Below are 20,589 nucleotides of genomic sequence, written 5' to 3' on the forward strand. Positions count from 1 at the left end.
TGGTTGAAAGCTGCGCAGGGAACAATGGCGTGTCGGGCCGATACGCATCCCGCGCAGCTCGCAGTTCAAGTTAATTTCTCTTAGGGAGTAATGATGCAAAAACGATTCAAACAACTGATGTTGCTGGCTGCTCTGGTGCCGACCTTCGCTATGGCTCAAGCACTGCAGAGCCAAGCCCCGGCGGCGGCTCCGGCTGCTGCGGCGGCACCGGTTGATCCGGCCAAGCAGGCTGCAATCAAGGACCTGCTGGACGCAATCGACGCACAGAAGCTCGTCGGCGCAATCGGCAACAGCGCCCAGATGCAAGCCAAGCAGCTGGTTCCGGCTATCCTGTCGGACGCCCTGAGCGAAAACAAGACGATGACGGACAAGCAGAAGCAGGCTTCCGTCCCGACGCTGCAAAAGAACGCAGTGCCGAAGCTGGTTGACGGCGCAGGCCAAGTGTTCGCAACGGACAATTTCCGCCAGGACGCAATGCAAGCTCAGTACGACGCTTACGCGAAGTACTACAGCACGTCGGAAATCAAGGATCTGACCGCGTTCTACAAGAGCCCGACCGGCCGCAAGTTCATCCAGGTGCAAGACCAGGTTGGCCGCGACGTCGTGAATGGCTTGATGCAAAAGTACATGCCGCAATCGATCAAGGCAACGCGTGACCAGGCTGACAAGGAAGTCGCTTCGGTCAAGCCGGCTAAGTAAGCCAGCTAGTTAAGCCTAAAGGTCGAAAGGCTGCGCTGACATCGCGCTAGCCGCCGCTCGGCGAGCTATACGGCATGCCGGGTTTGGCGGGTTGGCGATGACAATGCGATAATGGCCGTTTGCGCACACGCGCAGACGGCCATTTTCTTTTTGGGCGCGAAATTGTTGTCGAACACGCGTCGTCAAACTCGTTGTCGAGCTCACGTCGTTAAGTTTGCGGCGGCTGCCTTCGCGGCTGCCAACTTCGCCGATTTTTGCGCGATCTGTTCGCTTTTCGCGCCAGCTTCCAGGATCTCACGATGCGCGTCTTTAATTTCTCCGCCGGCCCAGCAGCCATGCCCGAAGAAGTGCTGCGTCAGGCAGCCGACGAGATGCTCGATTGGCAGGGCAGTGGCATGAGCGTGATGGAAATGAGCCATCGCGGCAAAGAATTCATGTCGATTCATGAGGAAGCGCTCGTCGATCTGCGTGAGTTACTCGAGGTGCCCGCCAGCCATCGCATCCTGTTTCTGCAAGGCGGCGGTCTGGGCGAAAACGCGATCGTGCCGATGAATCTGATGGGCGCCAAAGCGCGCGCGGATTTCGTCGTGACGGGTTCGTGGTCGCAGAAGTCGTTCAAGGAAGCGCAAAAGTACGGCACGGTGCATCTGGCGGCGAGCGGTCAGACGGCCGAAGGCTTCACGCGCGCGCCGGCACGCTCGGAATGGCAACTGTCGGACGATCCGGCGTACGTGCATCTGTGCACCAACGAGACCATTCATGGTGTCGAGACGTTCGAAATTCCCGACCACGGCGATATTCCGCTGGTGGCGGACGCCTCGTCGCACATCCTGTCGCGCCCGATGGACATCGCCAAATATGGCGTGCTGTTCGGTGGCGCGCAGAAGAACATCGGCATGGCGGGCGTGACGGTCGTGGTCGTGCGCGAGGACATGCTGGATCGCGCGCAAGCTATCTGCCCGTCGGCGTTTGAATGGAAAACCGTCGCCGAGAACAATTCGATGTACAACACGCCGCCCACGTACGCGATTTACATCGCCGGGCTGGTGTTCAAGTGGTTGAAGAAGCAGGGTGGCCTTGTCGCGATGGAAGCGCGTAACCTCGAAAAATCGAAGCTGTTGTACGACGCGATCGATTCGAGCGGCTTCTATCTGAACAAGGTCGAGCGTGGCTCGCGCTCGCGGATGAACGTACCGTTTTTCCTCGCCGACGAGTCGCGCAACGAAGATTTCCTGGCCGGCGCGAAAGCGCGGGGAATGGTGCAGCTAAAGGGCCACAAGTCCGTCGGCGGCATGCGGGCGTCGATTTATAACGCCGTCCCGCTCGAAGGCGTCAAAGCGCTTGTCGAATACATGAAGGAATTCGAACAGCGCAGCGCCTGATCGTCTTAGACATTCAGGCGTGCGCATCCTTTCCAGCACGCATTTGTGCAGCAGCTACCGGCAGGGCCGTTTTCACGCATGGACGACGAACTCAATACCCGACTCAAGCCCCTTCGCGAACGCATCGACGCGCTCGACGCGCAGTTGATCGCGCTCCTCAATCAGCGCGCCGCAGTGGCGCTCGAAGTGGGTGAGGTGAAGAAGCATTTCAACGCGCCGGTGTTCCGCCCTGAGCGCGAGCAGCAGGTGATCGCGCGTCTGCAGGATATGAGCGACGGCCCGCTGGCCAGCGAGCATATCAGCGCGATCTGGCGCGAGATCATGGCCGCGAGCCGCGCGCTCGAAAAGACCATCAAAGCCGCGTATCTCGGCCCGGTCGGCACATATAGCGAACAGGCGATGCACGAGTACTTCGGTCAGTCGATCGAAGGTCTGCCGTGCCCGTCGATCGACGAAGTATTCCGCTCGGTCGAAGCCGGCGCAGCCGAATTCGGCGTCGTGCCGGTCGAGAATTCCACCGAAGGCGCGGTGTCGCGCACGCTGGATCTGCTCCTGCAAACCCAGCTCACGATCGGCGGCGAACTGGCTTTGCCGATTCACCACAACCTGTTGACGCTGAACGGCGGGCTCACCGGCGTGACGCGGGTGTGCGCGCACGCGCAGGCGCTTGCCCAGTGCCAGCGTTGGCTCGCGACTAACGCGCCGCATCTCGAGCGCCAGGCGGTGTCGAGCAATGCCGAAGCCGCGCGCATGGCGGCGGGAGATCCGACGGTCGCAGCCATCGCCGGCGATCGCGCCGCAACCCATTACGGTCTGCAAGTCGCCTACGCCCTGATCCAGGACGATCCGCACAACCGCACGCGTTTCGTGATGATCGGCAAGGAGCGCACCGGCGTCAGCGGACACGACCAGACGTCGTTGATCGTTTCGGTGGCGAACGAGCCGGGCGCCGTGTTCAAGTTGCTGGAACCTTTGGCGCGCCATAGTGTTTCCATGACCCGTTTCGAGTCGCGCCCGGCGCGCGTCGGTACGTGGGAGTACTACTTCTATATCGACGTCGAAGGCCATCGCGACGAGCCGGCGGTCGCTGCCGCGCTGACCGAACTCGGCCAGAAGGCCGCGTTTCTGAAGATACTCGGCTCGTATCCGCGCGCCCGCTAATGTCTGTCGAGGCGCGCTCCTGCCGCTCGAGCGTGCCTGCCGCATATTCATCTACTACTAATTAGTCGTTCGGAGATTTTCATGACAACGTCCTTCGGTCCTTCCTATGTGCGCGCGATTGCGCCTTACATCGCCGGCAAGCCGATTTCGGAAGTGGCCCGCGAGTTCGGCCTCGACGAAGCGACCATCGTGAAGCTCGCGTCGAACGAAAATCCGCTCGGCATGCCGGAATCGGCGCAACGCGCCATGGCGCAAGCGGCCAGCGAACTCGGTCGTTATCCGGACGCGAACGCCTTCGAACTGAAGGCGGCGCTGAGCGAGCGCTACGGCGTGCCGGCCGACTGGGTCACGCTCGGCAACGGCAGCAACGACATTCTCGAAATTGCCGCGCATGCGTTCGTCGAGAGGGGCCAGTCGATCGTCTACGCCCAATACTCGTTCGCGGTCTACGCGCTCGCCACGCAGGGCGTGGGTGCGCGTGCGATCGTCGTGCCGGCCGTCAAGTACGGCCATGACCTGGACGCCATGCTCGCGGCGATCACTGACGACACCCGCCTGATCTTCGTTGCGAACCCGAACAACCCGACCGGCACATTTATCGAAGGCGCGAAGCTCGAAGCGTTTCTCGACAAGGTGCCGCGTCACGTGGTCGTCGTGCTCGACGAGGCGTACACGGAATATCTGCCGGAAGAAAAGCGCTACGACTCGATCGCGTGGGTGCGCCGTTATCCGAATCTGCTGGTGTCGCGCACGTTCTCGAAGGCGTTCGGCCTGGCGGGCTTGCGTGTCGGCTTCGCAATCGCGCAGCCTGAGTTGACCGATCTGCTGAACCGTCTGCGTCAGCCGTTCAACGTGAATACGCTTGCGCAAGCCGCGGCGATCGCGGCGCTGAACGACAAGGCGTTTCTGGAAAAGAGCGCGGCCTTGAATGCGCAAGGCTATCGCCTGCTGACGGAAGCGTTCGACAAACTCGGCCTCGAGTATGTGCCGTCGGACGGCAACTTCGTGCTGGTGCGCGTCGGCAACGACGACGCAGCCGGCAACCGTGTCAACCTCGCGTTGCTGAAGCAGGGCGTGATCGTTCGCCCGGTCGGCAACTACGGTTTGCCGCAATGGCTGCGCATCACGATCGGCCTGCCGGAAGAAAACGAAGCGTTCCTCGTGGCGCTCGAAAAGACGCTCGCCACCGCGTGAGCGGTTGACCTTGACCCGCGCGCCTCACTTTACGGACGGCGCGCTTTTTCTGTGACCGACGTGGCCGCGTTCTCTTTTAACAAGCTGGTGATTTTTGGTGTCGGCCTGATCGGCGGATCGCTCGCGCGCGCGTTGCGCGAGCGGGGTGAGGCGGCAGGTGCACGCACGGTGATCGGTGTCGGGCGGTCGTCCGCGTCGACGGCGCGTGCCCTGGAGTTGGGCGTGATCGACGGATCCGCGGCGTTGAACGACGACGCCGCATTGCGCGATGCGCTGTCCGGCGCGGATATCGTGTTGCTTGCCGCGCCAGTTGCGCAGACACAACCGCTGCTCGAGCGCATTGCGCCGTTTCTCGACGCAGGTACGATCGTCACCGATGCCGGCAGCACCAAGTCCGACGTGGTGGCTTCCGCACGCGCGGCGCTCGGCGCGCGCATCGGCCAGTTCGTGCCGGGGCATCCGATTGCCGGCAGTGAGGCGAGCGGCCCGGATGCGGCGTTGCCCGAACTGTACGTGAATCGCAATGTCGTGTTGTGCCCGCTGCCCGAGAACGCACCGGAAGCGGTCGAGCGCGTTGCGGCGATGTGGCGCGCTACTGGCGCTTGCGTGCGGGACATGACGCCCGAGCAGCATGACCGCGTGCTCGCATCGGTTAGCCATTTGCCGCACGTTTTGTCTTTCGCGCTGGTCGAGCAGATTCTCAATTCGCCCGACGCCGCGCTGAAATTTTCATTCGCCGCTGGCGGATTCCGCGACTTCACGCGCATCGCCGCGTCGAGCCCCGAAATGTGGCGTGACGTGTGCGTGGCGAATCGCGCCGCGTTGCTCGACGAACTCGATGCGTACACGGCGGTGCTCGCACACCTGCGCGCGGCGATCGAAGCCGGCGACGGCGCTGCGCTCGAGGCCGTGTTCGCGCGCTCGCGCGTCGCGCGCAGCGAATGGCAGGAACAGCGCGCTGCGGGGGCCGCCCTCGGCGACGCCTCGAAATAACCGGAACTGGACTCAATCATGGAATTCCTCGATCTCGGACCATTTTCTCGTGCGTCCGGCACGGTTCGTTTGCCCGGTTCGAAAAGCATTTCGAACCGCGTGTTGCTGCTCGCGGCGCTCGCCGAAGGCGAAACGACGATCACGAACCTGCTCGACTCCGACGACACCCGCGTGATGCTCGACGCGCTCGAAAAGCTCGGCGTGCGTCTGAAGCGCGAAGGCGACACCTGTGTCGTGACCGGTACGCGCGGCGCGTTCACGGCGCGCACGGCCGACCTGTTCCTCGGCAACGCCGGCACGGCCGTGCGTCCGCTGACCGCGGCGCTCGCGGTGAATGGCGGCGACTATCGTATCCATGGCGTGCCGCGTATGCACGAGCGGCCGATCGGCGATCTGGTCGACGGTTTGCGGCAGATCGGCGCGAAGATCGACTACGAAGAGAATGAAGGCTATCCGCCGCTGCGGATTCGTCCGGCGCAAATCACGGCTGACGCGCCGATCCGCGTGCGTGGCGACGTGTCGAGCCAGTTCCTGACTTCGCTGCTGATGACCTTGCCACTGTTGCGCACGGAAAGCGGCATGACCACTGTGCAGGTGGACGGCGAGCTGATCTCGAAGCCGTACATCGAGATCACGATCAAGCTCATGGAGCGCTTTGGCATCAAGGTCGAGCGCCATGAATGGCATCAGTTCGTCGTGCCGACGGGGCAGCGCTATCAATCGCCGGGCACCATCATGGTGGAAGGCGACGCGTCGTCGGCGTCGTATTTCCTCGCGGCGGGCGCGCTCGGCGGCGGCCCGTTGCGGGTGGAAGGCGTGGGCCGGTCCAGCATCCAGGGCGATGTCGGCTTTGCCGATGCGCTCATCAAGATGGGCGCTAACCTGCAGATGGGTGAGGACTGGATCGAAGTGCGCGGTGTCGGCAACGACAACGGCAAGCTCGATCCGATCGACATGGACTTCAACCTGATTCCCGACGCTGCGATGACGATCGCCGTCGCCGCGCTGTTCGCGGACGGCACGACCACGCTGCGCAACATTGCCAGCTGGCGTGTGAAGGAAACCGACCGGATTGCCGCAATGGCCACCGAGCTGCGCAAGGTCGGCGCGAAGGTGCAGGAAGGCGAGGATTTCCTCGTCGTCACGCCGCCTGAAAAACTGATTCCGAACGCCTCGATCGACACCTACGACGATCACCGTATGGCGATGTGCTTCTCGCTCGTGAGCTTGGGCGGCGTGCCGATCCGGATCAATGACCCGAAGTGCGTCGGCAAGACGTTCCCCGATTATTTCGAGCGCTTCATCGCGCTCGCTCAACCCTGATTCGCCCCCGAATCGACTGACGTGCGACTTTTTCGATGAAACCGACCCGTCCCTTTCACCAAACGCCCGTCATTACGATCGACGGCCCCAGCGCCTCCGGCAAAGGCACCGTGGCCGCGCTGATTGCCGCGAATCTCGGCTTCCATTTGCTGGATAGCGGCGCGCTGTACCGGCTCGCCGCGCTCGCCAGCATGCGCTACGACATCGTGGCGGATGACGTCGACGCGCTGGTAAAACTGATCGACGATTTGCACATCACCTTTCGCGAGGGGCTGGCGCAGCTCGACGGCACCGACGTATCCGCCGACATTCGTGCGGAGGAGGTCGGCAGCCGCGCCTCGGCGATTGCCGTGCACGCGCCCGTGCGAACCGCGCTGGTGGCCCGTCAGCGGGCTTTCCGTAAGGAACCGGGGCTGGTCGCTGATGGTCGCGATATGGGCACGGTGATCTTCCAGGACGCCGTGCTGAAGGTGTTCATGACCGCCAGCGTCGAGGCCCGTGCGGCGCGCCGGCATAAGCAATTGATCCAAAAAGGATTTTCTGCTAATATAGATGACTTGCTCCGGGATTTGCGTGAGCGCGACGAGCGTGACAGTCAGCGCGCGGCCGCGCCACTCAAGCCCGCGGCGGATGCAAAGCTGCTTGATACCTCCGCATTGTCTGTCGACCAGGCGGTCGAGCAGGTGGTGCAGTGGTATGAAGCATTGGTTCCGCATGCCTGATGTCCGGGCCGCGGGCGCAGTAGAGAAGAAGTGAGAAGTACCGTTGTCAGTAGGTGCTCCGCGTGTGTCGTGGAGCGTGTATTAACCCCTTAACCCCGCGTGGCATTCGCATTCTTGCCGAAGTTGCTGACCGTCCGGCCAGCCGGGCACCGCGAGCACCATGCAAATTTTGATTTTTATGTCCGACCTGCAAACTTCCAACCCGAATACCGAATCTTTTGCGGCTCTGTTCGAAGAGTCGCTGACCAAGCAAGACATGCGCGCTGGCGAGGTGATCTCCGCCGAAGTCGTGCGTGTTGACCACAACTTCGTGGTCGTCAACGCTGGTCTCAAGTCCGAAGCCTACATCCCGCTCGAAGAGTTCCTGAACGACGCGGGCGAGGTAGAAGTGCAGGCGGGCGACTTCGTTTCCGTCGCGATCGACGCGCTGGAAAACGGCTATGGCGACACGATCCTGTCGCGCGACAAGGCGAAGCGTCTGGCTTCGTGGCTGTCGCTGGAAAAGGCTCTCGACAACAACGAACTCGTGACCGGCACGATCACGGGTAAGGTCAAGGGCGGCATGACCGTCATGGTCAACGGCATCCGCGCGTTCCTGCCGGGTTCGCTGGTTGACACGCGTCCGGTTAAGGACACGACCCCGTACGAAGGCAAGACGCTGGAATTCCGCGTCATCAAGCTCGACCGCAAGCGTAACAACGTCGTGCTGTCGCGCCGTGCTGTGATCGAAGCGACCCAAGGCGAAGAGCGCGCAAAGCTGCTCGAAACGCTGAAGGAAGGCGCGATCGTCGAAGGCGTGGTGAAGAACATCACGGATTACGGCGCATTCGTGGACCTCGGCGGTATCGACGGCCTGCTGCACATCACCGACATCGCATGGCGTCGTGTGCGTCACCCGAGCGAAGTTCTGTCGGTTGGCCAGGAAGTCACCGCGAAGATCCTCAAGTTCGATCAAGAGAAGAACCGCGTTTCGCTGGGTATCAAGCAACTGGGCGACGATCCGTGGGAAGGCATCTCGCGCCGTTACCCGTCGGGCACGCGCCTGTTCGGTAAGGTCACCAACATCACCGACTACGGCGCATTCGTCGAAGTGGAATCGGGCATCGAAGGCCTGGTTCACGTATCGGAAATGGACTGGACGAACAAGAACGTCGCCCCGTCGAAGGTTGTTCAGCTGGGCGACGAAGTCGAAGTCATGGTTCTCGAAATCGACGAAGACCGCCGCCGTATCAGCCTCGGCATGAAGCAATGCAAGCCGAACCCGTGGGACGACTTCAGCCGCAACTTCAAGAAGGGCGACAAGCTGCAAGGCGCAATCAAGTCGATCACCGACTTCGGCGTCTTCATCGGTCTGCCGGGCGGCATCGACGGTCTGGTTCACCTGTCGGACCTGTCGTGGAGCGAAACGGGCGAAGAAGCTGTTCGCAAGTACAAGAAGGGCGACGAAGTGGAAGCGATCGTTCTCGGCATCGACGTCGAGAAGGAACGCATTTCGCTGGGTATCAAGCAGCTCGAAGGCGACCCGTTCAGCAACTTCGTTGCAATGAACGACAAGGGTTCGATCGTCGACGGCGTGGTCAAGACGGTAGATGCGAAGGGTGCAGTGGTTCAGTTGTCGGCGGAAGTCGAAGGCTACCTGCGCGCTTCGGAACTGTCGCAAGACCGCGTGGAAGATGCTCGCAACGTGCTGAAGGACGGCGACAAGGTCAACGCGATGATCATCAACATCGATCGCAAGTCGCGTGGTATCAACCTGTCGATCAAGGCCAAGGATTCGGCTGAGCAACAGGAAGCGATCCGTGGCCTGGCTTCGTCGGATTCGAGCTCGGCTGCTACCGGCACGACGAACCTCGGCGCGCTGCTGAAGGCCAAGCTCGACGGTCAGAACCAGTAATTGAGGAACGCCCCCAAACCTGTCGCCTTGCGGCAGGCCCCCCAAAGGGGACAATAAGACATGGGGGCGGCCCGGCGTTTTCTTGAGAGGTCTGCTGCAGTATGACCAAATCGGAATTGGTCGCCCAGCTGGCTACGCGATTTCCGCAGCTTGTACTTAAAGATGCGGATTTCGCGGTGAAGACGATGCTTGATGCGATGTCGGAGGCGCTTGCCAATGGTCATCGCATTGAAATTCGCGGCTTCGGCAGCTTCGGCCTTAATCGTCGTCCCTCCCGCGTCGGGCGTAATCCGAAGTCGGGCGAGAAGGTGCTGGTACCTGAGAAGTACGTACCGCACTTCAAGCCGGGCAAGGAATTGCGCGAGCGGGTAGATCGACGTTCGGGCGAGCCGCTGAAGGCCGATGAGCCGGATGACGACGACCTGTAAATGCTTCGCTGTGCAGTTCGCAGCATGGCATTGGTAGCGTCAGCGGCCAAAGCCAGACGGCAAAAGACCAGAAAAAGCGCCTTCGGGCGCTTTTTTTTCGTCCGCAGTTTTCGTTCTTTTTTGTTCATCGTTGCTGTCATCTGTGCTTTTTGCCGGCAGGCCTGGTTCGGCGGCAGCGGCACCCATGCGGCACTATCCCCAAAATCCAACATGCCTGCCGACGCGTTCGCTTGCGGCAAGATAATCCTCGCGTCAGTCCTCTATCAGCCAGTTCCTGCCCAGCCGCGAGGGCTTCAATTACAATACGGGTCACTTCGGCGCGGGCAACACCGTGGCGCGACGCGTCATCAAGCCGGCGTCACCCCGCAACTGCCGTCAAGAGACCTATTCATGAAATTTATCGTCTGGCTGATCCGTGTGCTGGTGTTCGTGCTCCTGCTGGTGCTCGCGCTCTCCAATACACAACCCGCTACGCTGAATTTCCTCGCTGGCTACGCGTGGTCGGCGCCTTTGATTCTGATCGGCCTCGCGTTTTTCGTGGTGGGGCTGCTGGCCGGACTGGTGTCGTCGATGCCGGCCATGGTGCGCCTGCGCATGGAGAATGGCCGGCTCAAGCGCGAGTTGCGTGTGGCGCGCGAAGCCCCGGTAGTGGTCGAACAACCACCCATGCCGCCGCTGATCTAAGTTGTCTTCTACCGCGCTTCTGAAGCGCGGCTTTCCGTTTCCGCTGTCCCGCACATTTGCATTAATCGCATGGATCTAGACTTCTGGTGGCTGCTTGTCATACCCGTCGCTTTTGCGTTCGGCTGGATGGCCGCACGCTACGACCTCAAGACGCTGCTGTCCGAAAGCGCCAACCTGCCGCGTTCGTACTTCCGCGGCCTGAATTTCCTGCTCAACGAGCAGCCTGACCAGGCGATCGACGCATTTATCGAAGTCGTCAAGCTCGATCCGGAAACGATCGAGTTGCACTTCGCGCTCGGGAATCTGTTCCGCCGCCGTGGCGAGACGGACCGGGCGATTCGCGTGCATCAGAACCTGCTGAGCCGCACCGATCTGCCCGTCACCGAGCGCGATCACGCACTATACGAACTGGGCCAGGACTTTCTGAAGGCCGGTTTGCTCGACCGCGCCGAGGAGACCTTCCGCTCGCTCGAAACCGGCAATTACGCGCTGGGTGCGCAGCGTGCGCTGCTAACCATCTACCAGATCGAGAAAGACTGGGTTAAGTCGATCGACATCGCGCGCCACCTGGAAACAATGGGCGCCGAGTCGCTCGACAAGGAAATCGCGCAGTTCCACTGCGAGCTTGCCCAGGAAGCGCTCCAGCAGAAAAATGCGGATGAAGCACGCCGTCAGCTCGGTTTTGCATTGAAGGCGAACCCGACCAACGTACGCGCCACGATTCTGTTCGGCGACGTTGATGCGACGGCGGGATCGCAAGAGGCAGCCATCGTCCAATGGCGGCGCGTCGAGGAACAGAATCCCGCCTATCTGCCGCTCGTCGCGGAAAAGCTGATGAAGGCCTATGAGGCGCTCGGCCGTCCGCAGGATGGCGCCGATCTGCTCACCACGTGGGTAGACCGCTATCCGTCGAACGATCTGCTCGATGTGACCTACCAGCACATTGCGGCAGTACGTGGGCCCGACGCCGCGCATGCGCTGGCGCGCTCACAGATGCAGAAGTCGCCGAATCTGGCGGGCATGACGCGTCTTCTCGAAGCGCAGGAAGCCGTTGCGGAAGAGCCGCGGCGCAGCGAGCTTGAACTGATGCGTACGCTGATCCGTCAGCGCACCAAAAATCTGCCACGGTATACGTGCCAGAATTGTGGTTTCAGGGCGCGGCTGTTCTACTGGCAGTGCCCGGGTTGCAGCGGTTGGGAAACCTATGCGCCGCGTCGCGTCGAACCGATCACGGCGTCGAACTGATCGCGAATGCAATTGTGTAGCCGCGCCGCAACGACGGCGACCCGTCGGGCGAGTTAGCCCGGGCGGGATCATGACGGCCTTGTTCACTACGAGAAACCCTCACCGGAACCCTCTACCGGAAAGCGTATGAAAATCACCATTATCGGCACGGGTTATGTTGGCCTCGTCACCGGCGCGTGCCTCGCCGAAATCGGCCATGACGTCTTTTGTCTCGACGTCGATCCGCGCAAGATCGAAATCCTCAACAACGGTGGCGTGCCGATCCACGAGCCGGGTTTGCTGGAGATGATCGCCCGCACGCGCAAAGCGCGCCGCATCACGTTTTCGACGGATATCGAAGCGAGCGTGGCGCACGGCGAGGTGCAGTTCATCGCCGTCGGCACACCGCCCGACGAAGACGGCTCGGCCGACCTGCAATACGTGCTCGAAGCGGCGCGCAACATCGGCCGCACGATGAACGGCTTCAAGGTGATCGTCGACAAATCGACGGTGCCGGTCGGCACTGCGCAACGCGTACGCGCGGTGGTCGAAGAGGAACTGGCCAAACGCGGGCTCGCCAATAGCGAGCAGCACCGCTTCTCGGTGGTATCCAACCCTGAGTTTCTGAAGGAAGGCGCGGCCGTCGACGACTTCATGCGCCCCGATCGGATCGTGCTCGGCAGTGACGAAGACGAAGCCGGCATGCGCGCGCGCGAACTGATGAAGCGTCTGTACGCGCCGTTCAACCGCAATCACGAACGCACGCTATACATGGATGTGCGCTCGGCTGAATTCACGAAATACGCAGCCAATGCGATGCTCGCCACGCGCATCTCGTTCATGAACGAGATGTCGAATCTGGCGGATCGGGTCGGCGCGGATATCGAAGCAGTACGTCGCGGCATCGGCTCGGACCCGCGCATCGGCTATCACTTCCTGTATGCCGGTTGCGGCTACGGCGGCTCGTGCTTCCCGAAGGACGTGCAGGCGCTGATCCGCACCGCTAGCGAAAGCGGCCACAATCTGCGCATCCTCGAAGCGGTCGAGGAAGTGAACGACAAGCAGAAAGACGTGCTGGTGCAGAAGATCACTAGCAAGCTCGGTGAAGACCTGAGCGGCCGCACATTCGCCGTGTGGGGCCTTGCGTTCAAGCCGAATACCGACGACATGCGCGAGGCGCCGAGCCGTCGCGTGATCGCTGAATTGCTGGCGCGTGGCGCTCAGGTTCGCGCGTACGATCCGGTCGCGGTGGCTGAAGCGCGCCGCGTGTTCGCCATCGATCTGCACGATGCGCCGGAGCAGCAAGCGCGTCTCACGTTCACGAGCACCCAGGACGAAACGCTCACCGGCGCCGACGCGCTGGTGGTTGTCACCGAATGGAAGGAATTCAAGAGCCCGGATTTCGTGCATCTGAAATCGGTGCTGAAGTCGCCGCTGATTTTCGACGGCCGCAATCTGTACGAGCCGGACGCGATGACCGAACTCGGCATCGACTATCACTCGATCGGACGACCTTATGCCCAGCCCTCTGAATTTCCGGCCGATGTCTACAGCAATGCCTGAAGCCGTTCAGTCCACACCCGCGGCGGCACTGACCGTGGTGCCGCGCGAACGCCTCGGCGCGGCGCGCGTGCTGGTGGTCGGCGACGTGATGCTCGATCGCTACTGGTTCGGCGACGTGAACCGTATTTCGCCGGAAGCACCGGTGCCGGTCGTGCATGTGCAGCGCCAGGAAGACCGCCTCGGCGGTGCGGCGAACGTCGCGCGCAATGCGGTTGCGCTCGGCGCGCAAGCGGGTTTGCTATGCGTGGTCGGTCATGACGAGCCCGGCGAGCGCATCGTGCAACTGCTCGCCGAAAGCGGTGTGGCGCCGCACCTGGAGCGCGATCCGGATCTGCTCACCACCATCAAGCTGCGTGTGCTGTCGCGTCAGCAGCAGTTGCTGCGCGTCGACTTCGAAAACTCGCCGGCGCACGAAGTGCTGCTCGCGGGTCTAGCGCGTTTCGACGACCTGCTGCCGTCGCACGATGTGATCCTGATGTCCGATTACGCGAAGGGCGGTCTCACGCACGTCACGCAAATGATCGCCAAGGCGCATGCGGCGGGCAAACCGGTGCTGGTCGATCCAAAGGGCGACGACTGGGAGCGCTATTGCGGCGCCACGCTGATCACGCCGAATCGCGCTGAGTTGCGCGAGGTGGTCGGACAGTGGAAATCCGAAGAAGATCTGATCGCGCGTGTGACCAAACTGCGCGCCGATCTCGAGTTCAAGGCGTTGCTGCTGACGCGCTCGGAAGAGGGCATGACGCTCTTCTCCGATGACGGCATCCTGCACGCTTCGGCCGTTGCACGCGAAGTGTATGATGTATCGGGCGCGGGCGACACCGTGATCGCCACGCTCGCCGCCATGCTCGGCGCGGGCCTGACGCTGGTCGAGGCGGTCGGGCTCGCGAATCGTGCGGCCGGCATCGTGGTCGGCAAACTCGGCACCGCCACCGTCACCTACGACGAACTTTTTCATTGATGCGGGCCGCCGGGTTCCTTGCTTTGCGCGCTTCAGTTTCAGCGGCGCAAAAGAGGAACCCGCGAGGCGTCAACTGAACTTGTCGACCGGAGTTAGCGCTTTAGCTGTCGACCAAGGTTCGCGCTTTAGCGCGTTACTCCGGTCCCATGCAGAGCACTTACTCCGGTCCCATGCAAAGCTCATTACCGCAGGATCATCATGACCCTCATCGTCACCGGCGCGGCCGGCTTTATCGGCAGTAATCTCGTGAAGGCGCTCAATGAGCGCGGTGAACAACGCATCATTGCGGTTGATAACCTCACGCGCGCGGACAAATTCAAGAATCTCGTCGACTGCGAGATCGACGACTATCTCGATAAGACCGAATTCGTCGAACGCTTCAAGCGGGGCGACTTCGGCAAAGTGCGCGCGATTTTCCACGAAGGCGCTTGCTCGGACACGATGGAAACCGACGGCCGCTACATGATGGACAACAACTTCCGCTATAGCCGTGAAGTGCTGGATGTTTGTCTCGCGCAGAACATCCAGTTTCTGTATGCGTCTTCGGCGGCAACGTATGGCGGCTCGAGCCGCTTTGTCGAAGAGCGCGAAGTCGAGCAGCCGCTGAACGTGTACGGCTATTCGAAATTCCTGTTCGACCAGGTGATTCGCCGCGTGCTGCCCACCGCGAAGAGCCAGATTGCCGGCTTCCGTTATTTCAACGTGTATGGGCCGCGCGAGACGCACAAGGCGCGCATGGCGTCGGTGGCGTTTCACAACTTCAACCAGTTCCGCGCGGAAGGCAAGGTCAAGCTGTTCGGCGAATACAACGGGTATGCCGCCGGCGAGCAGACGCGCGATTTTGTCTCCGTTGAAGACGTGGTCAAGGTGAATCTGTTCTTCTTCGACAATCCGGACAAGTCGGGCATCTTCAATCTGGGCAGTGGACGCGCCCAGCCGTTCAACGACATTGCAAGCACGGTGGTCAACACGCTGCGTACGTTGAACAACGAGCCGCCGTTGTCGCTCGCGGATCAGGTGCAGCGCGGGCTGATCGAATACATTCCGTTCCCCGATGCATTGCGCGGCAAGTACCAATGCTTCACGCAGGCCGACCAGACGAAGCTGCGTGCCGCCGGTTACGACGCGCCGTTTTTGAGCGTGCAGGAAGGTGTCGATCGCTACGTACGTTGGCTATTCGGCCAGGTGTAAATCTTTCGGATACCTCTTTAAACTGGAATCTCCCGGTTGGTGATGGTCGCCAACCGGTTGTACGAGGGAGATTCCATATGTTTCGAAAAATTCTGGTTACCGCGGCTATGCTCGCCGCTTTCGGCCACGCCTATGCGGCGGTCGACGTCAACACGGCTAACGAGGATGCGCTGCGCGGCATCAAGGGCATCGGTCCTGCCAAAGCGAAAGCCATTCTCGAAGAGCGTTCAGCGCATGGTCCGTTCAAGGACCCGGCCGATCTCGGCAAGCGCGTCAAAGGCATGGGCGGGCATACCGTCGAGCGCCTGCAGGCGGAGGGTCTCGCTGTCGGTCCGGCTGGCGCGGCTGCTAACACGCAGGCTGCGGCGTCTGCACAAACCAAGGGCGCGGCCGCTGCGGGCAATGGCGCCAACGCGGCCGCCTCGGCCAATGCCCAAAAGAGCAACGCCACTGTGGCGGTGAAGAAATAGCCTGACGCGGGCCGTGCGCGCGAGGCGGGTCACCTCTGCGCGCCTGGTCCCGCGCCTGGTTCTTTATCGTCGTTCCCCTTCATGGTCGGAGTGGGTAAGAACACTCCTTCAGCTGTCATGCAGATGACTGGCTCCCGCGGTTCTCACCCGCGGGCTTTTTGCGTTATGTCGATGTAATTTGCGCCTGCATCCATGCGGACAGAAGGGCCGCACGGCAGCCGCGCGCACGGTGGTTTAGAATCGATGGATTGAAGACTCCGCGCATCGACAGCACCAGAACCCATATGGCTTACAAAACGATTGAAGACACGATTGGCAATACGCCGCTCGTGCAACTCGTCCGGCTTCCTGACGACGAGATCCGCAGCCGCAATAACGTGATCCTTGCAAAACTCGAGGGCAACAATCCCGCGGGTTCGGTGAAGGACCGCCCGGCGTTGTCGATGATCAAGAAGGCGGAAGCGCGCGGGCGCATCAAGCCGGGCGACACGCTGATCGAATCGACCAGCGGCAACACCGGCATCGCGCTGGCGATGGCGGCGGCGATCCGCGGCTACAAGATGGTGCTGATCATGCCGGAAGATCTGTCGGTGGAGCGCCGTCAGAGCATGGCCGCCTATGGCGCGCAGATCGTGCTGACGCCGGTGACGGGCGGCATGGAATACGCGCGTGATCTCGCTGAACAGATGCAGCGCGAAGGCAAGGGCATCATCCTCGACCAGTTCGCGAACCCGGACAATCCCGCTGCGCACGTCGAAGGCACCGGCCCGGAAATCTGGAGCGACACAGAAGGGCGCATCACGCATTTCGTGTCGTCGATGGGCACGACCGGCACGATCATGGGCGTGTCCTCCTATCTGAAGGAACAGAACCCGGCGATCGAGATCATCGGCGCGCAGCCGGAAGAAGGTTCGCGCATTCCGGGCATCCGCAAATGGCCGGAAGCCTATCTGCCGAAAATTTTCGATCGTAGCCGCGTGGACCGCGTGGAGAACGTGAGCCAGGCCGCAGCCGAAGCGATGGCGCGGCGCATGGCCTCGGTCGAAGGGATCTTCGCCGGCATCTCGTCCGGCGGGGCCTGTGAGGTGGCGCTGCGCGTCGCGCGCCAGGTTGAGAACGCGACGATCGTGTTTATCGTCTGTGATCGGGGTGACCGGTATCTGTCCACGGGTGTGTTCCCGGCTTGATGGCGCTTCGGCGCATTGAGTGGCCCTCAAGCTGAGTTGGCTAATAAAAAAGCGCCGGTCTGGCGCTTTTTTGTGTTGCTTGCTACCCGTTCGTGACGCGGTGAGCGTCTGACAACCGAGTGTCTGCCAACCGCTCCTCAGCTTATTGCGAAGCCGCATCCGGCGCCGCCGCATTGCTGCTGGCATTCGCCGCGTCGCTCGCTTCCATCTGCGCTTTGACCCGCTGGCCCAATTGATAAACCGCCAGTGCGTAGAAGAAGCTGCGGTTATAGCGCGTCAGCACATAGAAGTTTTTCAAGCCCAGCATGTACTCGGTACCACGCCCCGGCGACGGCAGGTCCACCACCGTCACCGGCGTGCCGGCTTCCGACGCGATATCGACGCCCGGCTCGCTCAGCAGCATTCCGGCACGGAGCAATTGGTCCAGCGGCCAATGCGGCTCCGGCTTACCGTCGGCGGCCGCTTGCGCCACACCCAGGCTGCCGGCGTCCGTACCGATGTTCCACACCACCGGCCGGCCGTTTTCCCAGCCGTTCTGGCGCAGATAATTCGCCACGCTGCCGATCGCATCCGCCTGGCTCGTGCGCAGGTCGATCTGCTTGTTACCGTCGTAGCTCACCGCGTATTGCACGATGCTGCTCGGCAGGAACTGCGGAATCCCGATCGCGCCGGTGTAGGAGCCGAGCACGGTGGTCGGATCGATTTGCGAATCGCGTGTCCACACCAGGTAGTCTTCGAGATTCTTGCGGAAGGTTGCCTGGCGATCCGCGCGATTGGCGGTATTGGGATAGTCGAAGCTGAGCGTGGTCAGCGCGTCGAGCACGCGGAAGTTGCCCATGAAGCGCCCGTAGATCGTCTCCACGCCAATGATCCCGACGATCACTTCCGGCGGCACGCCGAACTCTTCATAGGCGCGCTGCAGCGTGGCCTGGTTGGCGCGCCAGAAACGCACGCCGGCGTTGATACGCACCTGGTCGAGAAAGCGCGACTGATACACGCGCCAGTTCTTGATCGACGGCGAGGGCGACGGCGTGACGAGCTTGACCGCCGTGGCCGAATAGCTCACGCGAGCGAACAACGCATGCAATGCGGCTTCGTCGAAGTCATAGCGCGCGGACATGTCACTGATGAACGCATCGACATTCGGGTTATTCGCGTAGCGCTGCGGGATGATCTCTTCTTCGAAGGTTTGCCCTTGCGGCACTGCCGGTTGCGGTTGGCTTTGCGCGAGCAGTACAGGCGGCTTCTTCGCGGCGCTTTGCGCCATCGCCGGACTGGTTGCCATGAACATGCACGATGCGACGGACAGTGCGGTGGCTACGGTCTTCGTGCGTAGCCGGTTTCGTGCAGACAGAGCAAGCTTGACGGTCATAGTGAGCTAGGGGCGCAGTGCGAAAGAGGCAGGGGAAAACGGATCGGGGCAGTATACCCGACGGCCTTCTGCAAAACTGTGCCCAGCGCGTCACAGTCGCATGGTGTGGTAACTTGGTAAATGTTGGCGCGCCCAGTGCGCGCGCCCCTGGACGGAGACACGCCGCGCGCGCTTTGAAAGCGCCGCGCCGCGGACGAGAATCATGGCAACAGGTTTTTATTCCCACGCCGATTGTTTGCTGCACGATATGGGGCAATGGCATCCCGAATGCCCGGCGCGCCTGCAGGCAATCGAAGATCAATTGATCGCGAGCCGCATCGACTCGCTGATCGAGCGCGAATCGGCTCCACTCGCCGATGAAGCCGCGCTGTTGCGCGTACATACGCAAGCCCACGTCGATTACATCCGCAGCCGATCGCCCGCGGAGGGTCTTGCCGAAATCGATCCCGACACGTCGATGAACCCGCACACCCTGCAAGCCGCGTTGCGCGCAGCCGGCGCCGCAGTGGCCGCGACTGACGCCGTGATCGAAGGCCGCTACGACAACGCGTTCTGCAGCGTGCGCCCGCCCGGCCACCATGCGGAGCCGGCACGCGCGATGGGCTTCTGCTTCTTCAATAACGTCGCGATCGCCGCGCGCCATGCGCTTGAAGTGCATGGCATGCAGCGCGTCGCGATCATCGACTTCGACGTCCATCACGGTAACGGCACCGAAGCGGCCTTTTCGGGCGATTCGCGCGTGCTGATGTGCAGCATCTTCCAGCATCCGTTCTATCCGTTCACCGGCGCCGACAATCAGGCGCCCAACATGTGCAACGTGCCGATACCGGCGCGCTCGAAAGGCATGGTGGTGCGCGAGGCGGTGGACATGATGTGGCTGCCGCGCCTGCATGATTTCAAGCCGGAGATGATCTTCATCTCGGCCGGCTTCGACGCGCATCGCGAGGACGATCTCGGCAACCTGGGTCTCGTCGAAGACGACTACGCCTGGATCACCGACCAGGTGCGCGAAATCGCGAAGCGCTATGCGCGTGGGCGGATCGTCAGCTGTCTCGAAGGCGGGTACAACCTGTCGGCGCTCGGACGCAGCGTGGTTGCGCACGTGCGCTCACTGGCCGGGATCTGAACTGCCACGCCACAAGCGTTGCGTGAACGTCGCCTGCGCGGGCGCCGCCTGCGCGTACGCCGCGAACCGCGTGAATTCAACGAGGAGCGAACCATGAATGCCGAGGTGCGCAGTGCTTCGCTGGTCGACATCGAACACGACGCTTACGGCGTGCCGGGCGTCGTCCGATTGACGATGAACCGGCCCGATGCCTTCAATGCACTCTCCGAAGCCCTGCTCGACGAGTTGCAGGCGACGCTGACGGCGCTGGCGGAGTCCAATGCGCGGGTGGTGGTGATCGCCGGCGCCGGCCGCGCGTTCTGTGCGGGGCACGATCTGAAAGAAATGCGCGCAGAGCCGTCGCTGGCTTACTACCAGGCGTTGTTTGCACGCTGCACGAAACTGATGTTGACGATCCAGCGCTTGCCGCAACCGGTGATCGCACGTGTGCACGGCATCGCTACCGCCGCGGGCTGTCAGCTGGTCGCGATGTGCGATCTGGCAGTCGCCGCCGATACCGCGCGCTTTGCCGTGTCGGGTGTCAACCTGGGTCTTTTCTGCGCAACACCTTCGGTGCCGCTGTCGCGCAATCTGTCGCGTAAGGCGGCGCTCGAAATGCTGCTCACTGGCGATTTCATCGATGCTATCCAGGCGAAGCAGCAAGGCCTCGTGAATCGCATTGCGCCGGCGGACGCCCTCGACGCAGAGGTCGCGCGGCTCGCGAAAAGCATCTGCGCGAAACCCGTCGAAGCGGTGAGCGCCGGCAAAGGCCTTTTCTATCGCCAGCTCGAAATGGGCATCGAAGCGGCGTATCAGCTAGCCGGCCAGACCATGGCCTGCAACATGATGGACGACTCCGCGCTCGAAGGCGTGCAGGCGTTCATCGACAAACGCCCGCCGGACTGGAAGCGTTAGCCGGGCAGGGCCGTTCTTGTCGGGGCCCCCGGCGCCCACTTGTCCGAACGCCTGCGCTTCGAAATGCCCACCCGATGCTGAGACTTGAGGCGCCCGCGCATCGAGCCACTCAACCCGTTTG

General features: G+C 62.0%; 21 protein-coding genes. 18 read left to right on the forward strand and 3 right to left on the reverse strand.

What is annotated here, in order from left to right:
* Nucleotides 1–93 precede the first annotated feature (93 nt).
* The gene (locus HHL24_RS21240; protein WP_169487399.1) at nt 94–699 is read left to right on the forward strand and encodes a DUF2059 domain-containing protein; all 606 of its coding nucleotides are present in this window, start codon (nt 94–96) and stop codon (nt 697–699) included.
* 200 nt (nt 700–899) lie between these two features.
* Here HHL24_RS21240 and HHL24_RS44095 read toward each other — a convergent pair whose 3' ends face one another.
* Complete coding sequence (locus HHL24_RS44095; protein ID WP_230417529.1) at nt 900–1,145, reverse strand: hypothetical protein; 246 nt, start codon at nt 1,143–1,145, stop codon at nt 900–902.
* Here HHL24_RS44095 and serC point away from each other — a divergent pair.
* The 8 genes from serC (at nt 1,035) to HHL24_RS21280 (ending at nt 9,796) form a co-directional block, all read left to right on the forward strand.
* Nucleotides 1,035–2,081: a 3-phosphoserine/phosphohydroxythreonine transaminase gene (gene serC / locus HHL24_RS21245; RefSeq protein ID WP_230417528.1), complete on the forward strand. Its 1,047-nt coding sequence runs from the start codon at nt 1,035–1,037 to the stop codon at nt 2,079–2,081. The genes HHL24_RS44095 and serC overlap by 111 nt on opposite strands.
* A 78-nt stretch (nt 2,082–2,159) precedes the next feature.
* On the forward strand, nt 2,160–3,242 hold the full coding sequence (gene pheA, locus HHL24_RS21250; RefSeq protein WP_169487376.1) for a prephenate dehydratase: 1,083 nt from the start codon (nt 2,160–2,162) through the stop codon (nt 3,240–3,242).
* A gap of 81 nt (nt 3,243–3,323) precedes the next feature.
* Nucleotides 3,324–4,436, forward strand: a complete 1,113-nt coding sequence (gene hisC / locus HHL24_RS21255) for a histidinol-phosphate transaminase (protein ID WP_169487377.1) — start codon at nt 3,324–3,326, stop codon at nt 4,434–4,436.
* A 51-nt stretch (nt 4,437–4,487) separates the two neighbouring features.
* Nucleotides 4,488–5,429, forward strand: a complete 942-nt coding sequence (locus HHL24_RS21260; RefSeq protein WP_169487378.1) for a prephenate dehydrogenase — start codon at nt 4,488–4,490, stop codon at nt 5,427–5,429.
* 18 nt (nt 5,430–5,447) lie between these two features.
* Complete coding sequence (aroA, locus tag HHL24_RS21265) at nt 5,448–6,752, forward strand: 3-phosphoshikimate 1-carboxyvinyltransferase (RefSeq protein ID WP_169487379.1); 1,305 nt, start codon at nt 5,448–5,450, stop codon at nt 6,750–6,752.
* Nucleotides 6,753–6,787: 35 nt separating this feature from the next.
* Nucleotides 6,788–7,474 (forward strand): (d)CMP kinase, encoded by a 687-nt coding sequence (cmk, locus tag HHL24_RS21270; protein WP_169487380.1) that lies wholly within the window; start codon nt 6,788–6,790, stop codon nt 7,472–7,474.
* A 160-nt stretch (nt 7,475–7,634) separates the two neighbouring features.
* Complete coding sequence (gene rpsA / locus HHL24_RS21275; RefSeq protein WP_074282568.1) at nt 7,635–9,368, forward strand: 30S ribosomal protein S1; 1,734 nt, start codon at nt 7,635–7,637, stop codon at nt 9,366–9,368.
* Nucleotides 9,369–9,469: 101 nt separating this feature from the next.
* Nucleotides 9,470–9,796, forward strand: a complete 327-nt coding sequence (locus HHL24_RS21280; protein ID WP_028200079.1) for an integration host factor subunit beta — start codon at nt 9,470–9,472, stop codon at nt 9,794–9,796.
* 39 nt (nt 9,797–9,835) lie between these two features.
* Here HHL24_RS21280 and HHL24_RS21285 read toward each other — a convergent pair whose 3' ends face one another.
* Nucleotides 9,836–9,982 (reverse strand): hypothetical protein, encoded by a 147-nt coding sequence (locus tag HHL24_RS21285; protein WP_169487381.1) that lies wholly within the window; start codon nt 9,980–9,982, stop codon nt 9,836–9,838.
* A gap of 204 nt (nt 9,983–10,186) precedes the next feature.
* Between HHL24_RS21285 and HHL24_RS21290 the strand changes: the two genes are divergently transcribed.
* The 7 genes from HHL24_RS21290 (at nt 10,187) to cysM (ending at nt 17,076) form a co-directional block, all read left to right on the forward strand.
* The gene (locus tag HHL24_RS21290) at nt 10,187–10,480 is read left to right on the forward strand and encodes a LapA family protein (RefSeq protein ID WP_074282569.1); all 294 of its coding nucleotides are present in this window, start codon (nt 10,187–10,189) and stop codon (nt 10,478–10,480) included.
* A 69-nt stretch (nt 10,481–10,549) separates the two neighbouring features.
* Nucleotides 10,550–11,725, forward strand: coding sequence for a lipopolysaccharide assembly protein LapB (lapB, locus tag HHL24_RS21295; RefSeq protein WP_169487382.1), 1,176 nt, complete (start codon nt 10,550–10,552; stop codon nt 11,723–11,725).
* A gap of 126 nt (nt 11,726–11,851) precedes the next feature.
* A complete protein-coding gene (locus tag HHL24_RS21300) occupies nt 11,852–13,267 on the forward strand; it encodes a UDP-glucose dehydrogenase family protein (RefSeq protein WP_169487383.1) in 1,416 nt (471 codons plus the stop codon).
* Nucleotides 13,221–14,228 carry a D-glycero-beta-D-manno-heptose-7-phosphate kinase gene (rfaE1, locus tag HHL24_RS21305; RefSeq protein ID WP_230417524.1) on the forward strand — a complete coding sequence of 336 codons (1,008 nt, stop codon included), beginning with the start codon at nt 13,221–13,223 and terminating at the stop codon, nt 14,226–14,228. Before HHL24_RS21300 ends, rfaE1 begins: the two co-directional genes overlap by 47 nt.
* Nucleotides 14,229–14,426: 198 nt before the next feature.
* Nucleotides 14,427–15,419: an ADP-glyceromanno-heptose 6-epimerase gene (gene rfaD, locus HHL24_RS21310; RefSeq protein WP_169487384.1), complete on the forward strand. Its 993-nt coding sequence runs from the start codon at nt 14,427–14,429 to the stop codon at nt 15,417–15,419.
* Between the two features lie 77 nt (nt 15,420–15,496).
* Nucleotides 15,497–15,889, forward strand: a complete 393-nt coding sequence (locus HHL24_RS21315; protein WP_169487385.1) for a ComEA family DNA-binding protein — start codon at nt 15,497–15,499, stop codon at nt 15,887–15,889.
* Nucleotides 15,890–16,173: 284 nt separating this feature from the next.
* Nucleotides 16,174–17,076, forward strand: a complete 903-nt coding sequence (gene cysM, locus HHL24_RS21320; RefSeq protein WP_169487386.1) for a cysteine synthase CysM — start codon at nt 16,174–16,176, stop codon at nt 17,074–17,076.
* Between the two features lie 142 nt (nt 17,077–17,218).
* Here cysM and mltB read toward each other — a convergent pair whose 3' ends face one another.
* On the reverse strand, nt 17,219–18,367 hold the full coding sequence (mltB, locus tag HHL24_RS21325) for a lytic murein transglycosylase B (protein ID WP_206002959.1): 1,149 nt from the start codon (nt 18,365–18,367) through the stop codon (nt 17,219–17,221).
* 283 nt (nt 18,368–18,650) lie between these two features.
* Between mltB and HHL24_RS21330 the strand changes: the two genes are divergently transcribed.
* Both HHL24_RS21330 and HHL24_RS21335 read left to right on the forward strand, forming a co-directional pair.
* On the forward strand, nt 18,651–19,574 hold the full coding sequence (locus tag HHL24_RS21330) for a histone deacetylase family protein (protein ID WP_169487388.1): 924 nt from the start codon (nt 18,651–18,653) through the stop codon (nt 19,572–19,574).
* 93 nt (nt 19,575–19,667) lie between these two features.
* Complete coding sequence (locus tag HHL24_RS21335) at nt 19,668–20,468, forward strand: enoyl-CoA hydratase (protein ID WP_169487389.1); 801 nt, start codon at nt 19,668–19,670, stop codon at nt 20,466–20,468.
* Nucleotides 20,469–20,589: the final 121 nt, after the last annotated feature.

The sequence above is a fragment of the Paraburkholderia polaris genome (genome assembly GCF_012927345.1).
GTDB lineage: Bacteria > Pseudomonadota > Gammaproteobacteria > Burkholderiales > Burkholderiaceae > Paraburkholderia > Paraburkholderia polaris.

Excerpts from the sequence above, each read along its gene's own strand:
- HHL24_RS21240 (WP_169487399.1), top strand. The coding sequence starts at position 94 with ATGCAAAAACGATTCAAACAACTGATGTTGCTGGCTGCTCTGGTGCCG.
- serC (WP_230417528.1), top strand. The coding sequence starts at position 1,035 with ATGCCCGAAGAAGTGCTGCGTCAGGCAGCCGACGAGATGCTCGATTGG.
- HHL24_RS44095 (WP_230417529.1), bottom strand. The coding sequence starts at position 1,145 with ATGAATCGACATGAATTCTTTGCCGCGATGGCTCATTTCCATCACGCT.
- pheA (WP_169487376.1), top strand. The coding sequence starts at position 2,160 with ATGGACGACGAACTCAATACCCGACTCAAGCCCCTTCGCGAACGCATC.
- hisC (WP_169487377.1), top strand. The coding sequence starts at position 3,324 with ATGACAACGTCCTTCGGTCCTTCCTATGTGCGCGCGATTGCGCCTTAC.
- aroA (WP_169487379.1), top strand. The coding sequence starts at position 5,448 with ATGGAATTCCTCGATCTCGGACCATTTTCTCGTGCGTCCGGCACGGTT.
- cmk (WP_169487380.1), top strand. The coding sequence starts at position 6,788 with ATGAAACCGACCCGTCCCTTTCACCAAACGCCCGTCATTACGATCGAC.
- rpsA (WP_074282568.1), top strand. The coding sequence starts at position 7,635 with ATGCAAATTTTGATTTTTATGTCCGACCTGCAAACTTCCAACCCGAAT.
- HHL24_RS21280 (WP_028200079.1), top strand. The coding sequence starts at position 9,470 with ATGACCAAATCGGAATTGGTCGCCCAGCTGGCTACGCGATTTCCGCAG.
- HHL24_RS21285 (WP_169487381.1), bottom strand. The coding sequence starts at position 9,982 with ATGGGTGCCGCTGCCGCCGAACCAGGCCTGCCGGCAAAAAGCACAGAT.
- HHL24_RS21290 (WP_074282569.1), top strand. The coding sequence starts at position 10,187 with ATGAAATTTATCGTCTGGCTGATCCGTGTGCTGGTGTTCGTGCTCCTG.
- lapB (WP_169487382.1), top strand. The coding sequence starts at position 10,550 with ATGGATCTAGACTTCTGGTGGCTGCTTGTCATACCCGTCGCTTTTGCG.
- HHL24_RS21300 (WP_169487383.1), top strand. The coding sequence starts at position 11,852 with ATGAAAATCACCATTATCGGCACGGGTTATGTTGGCCTCGTCACCGGC.
- rfaE1 (WP_230417524.1), top strand. The coding sequence starts at position 13,221 with ATGCCCAGCCCTCTGAATTTCCGGCCGATGTCTACAGCAATGCCTGAA.
- rfaD (WP_169487384.1), top strand. The coding sequence starts at position 14,427 with ATGACCCTCATCGTCACCGGCGCGGCCGGCTTTATCGGCAGTAATCTC.
- HHL24_RS21315 (WP_169487385.1), top strand. The coding sequence starts at position 15,497 with ATGTTTCGAAAAATTCTGGTTACCGCGGCTATGCTCGCCGCTTTCGGC.
- cysM (WP_169487386.1), top strand. The coding sequence starts at position 16,174 with ATGGCTTACAAAACGATTGAAGACACGATTGGCAATACGCCGCTCGTG.
- mltB (WP_206002959.1), bottom strand. The coding sequence starts at position 18,367 with ATGTTCATGGCAACCAGTCCGGCGATGGCGCAAAGCGCCGCGAAGAAG.
- HHL24_RS21330 (WP_169487388.1), top strand. The coding sequence starts at position 18,651 with ATGGCAACAGGTTTTTATTCCCACGCCGATTGTTTGCTGCACGATATG.
- HHL24_RS21335 (WP_169487389.1), top strand. The coding sequence starts at position 19,668 with ATGAATGCCGAGGTGCGCAGTGCTTCGCTGGTCGACATCGAACACGAC.